This is a genomic window from Shimia sp. MMG029 (assembly GCF_027947445.1).
GTDB lineage: Bacteria > Pseudomonadota > Alphaproteobacteria > Rhodobacterales > Rhodobacteraceae > Shimia.
Genome location: NZ_JAQJIM010000033.1, coordinates 1 through 595, shown reverse-complemented (window position 1 = coordinate 595; position 595 = coordinate 1). Strand labels below are relative to the sequence as shown.

Sequence of the window (595 nt, the reverse complement as noted above, 5' to 3'; positions counted from 1 at the left end):
AGTGGCAACCAGAACAACCGCGGAAGGCGCGATGCCTGCTTTACGGCACTTGATGTTCATGAACTTCTCAGCACCGAGGTCGGCACCAAAGCCCGCTTCGGTCACAACGTAGTCCGCCACTTTCAGAGCGGTCTTGGTTGCGATCACGGAGTTACAGCCGTGTGCAATGTTGGCGAATGGGCCGCCGTGTACAAACGCTGGGTTGTTTTCCAGGGTCTGCACGAGGTTTGGCTGCATCGCGTCTTTCAGCAGGACGGTCATTGCACCTTCTGCTTTGATGTCGCGGCAGTAAACCGGAGTCTTGTCGCGGCGGTAAGCCACGATGATGTCGCCCAGACGCTTTTCCAGATCTTCCAGATCGTTTGCCAGGCAGAGGATCGCCATCACTTCGGAAGCCACGGTGATGTCAAAGCCGGTCTCGCGCGGGAAGCCGTTGGACACGCCGCCCAGGGAGGCTGTGATCTGACGCAGAGCGCGGTCGTTCATGTCGACCACACGACGCCATGCCACGCGGCGGATGTCGATTTCGCACTCGTTGCCCCAGTAGATGTGGTTGTCGATCATCGCCGACAGCAGAGAGTGTGCAGAAGTGATG

At 58.5% G+C, this 595-nt stretch carries 1 protein-coding gene; it reads right to left on the bottom strand.

Going from position 1 to position 595, the window contains the following annotated elements:
• The coding region (locus tag PJL69_RS20260; RefSeq protein WP_271311305.1) for a formate--tetrahydrofolate ligase at nucleotides 1-595 on the bottom strand (595 nt) is incomplete at both ends.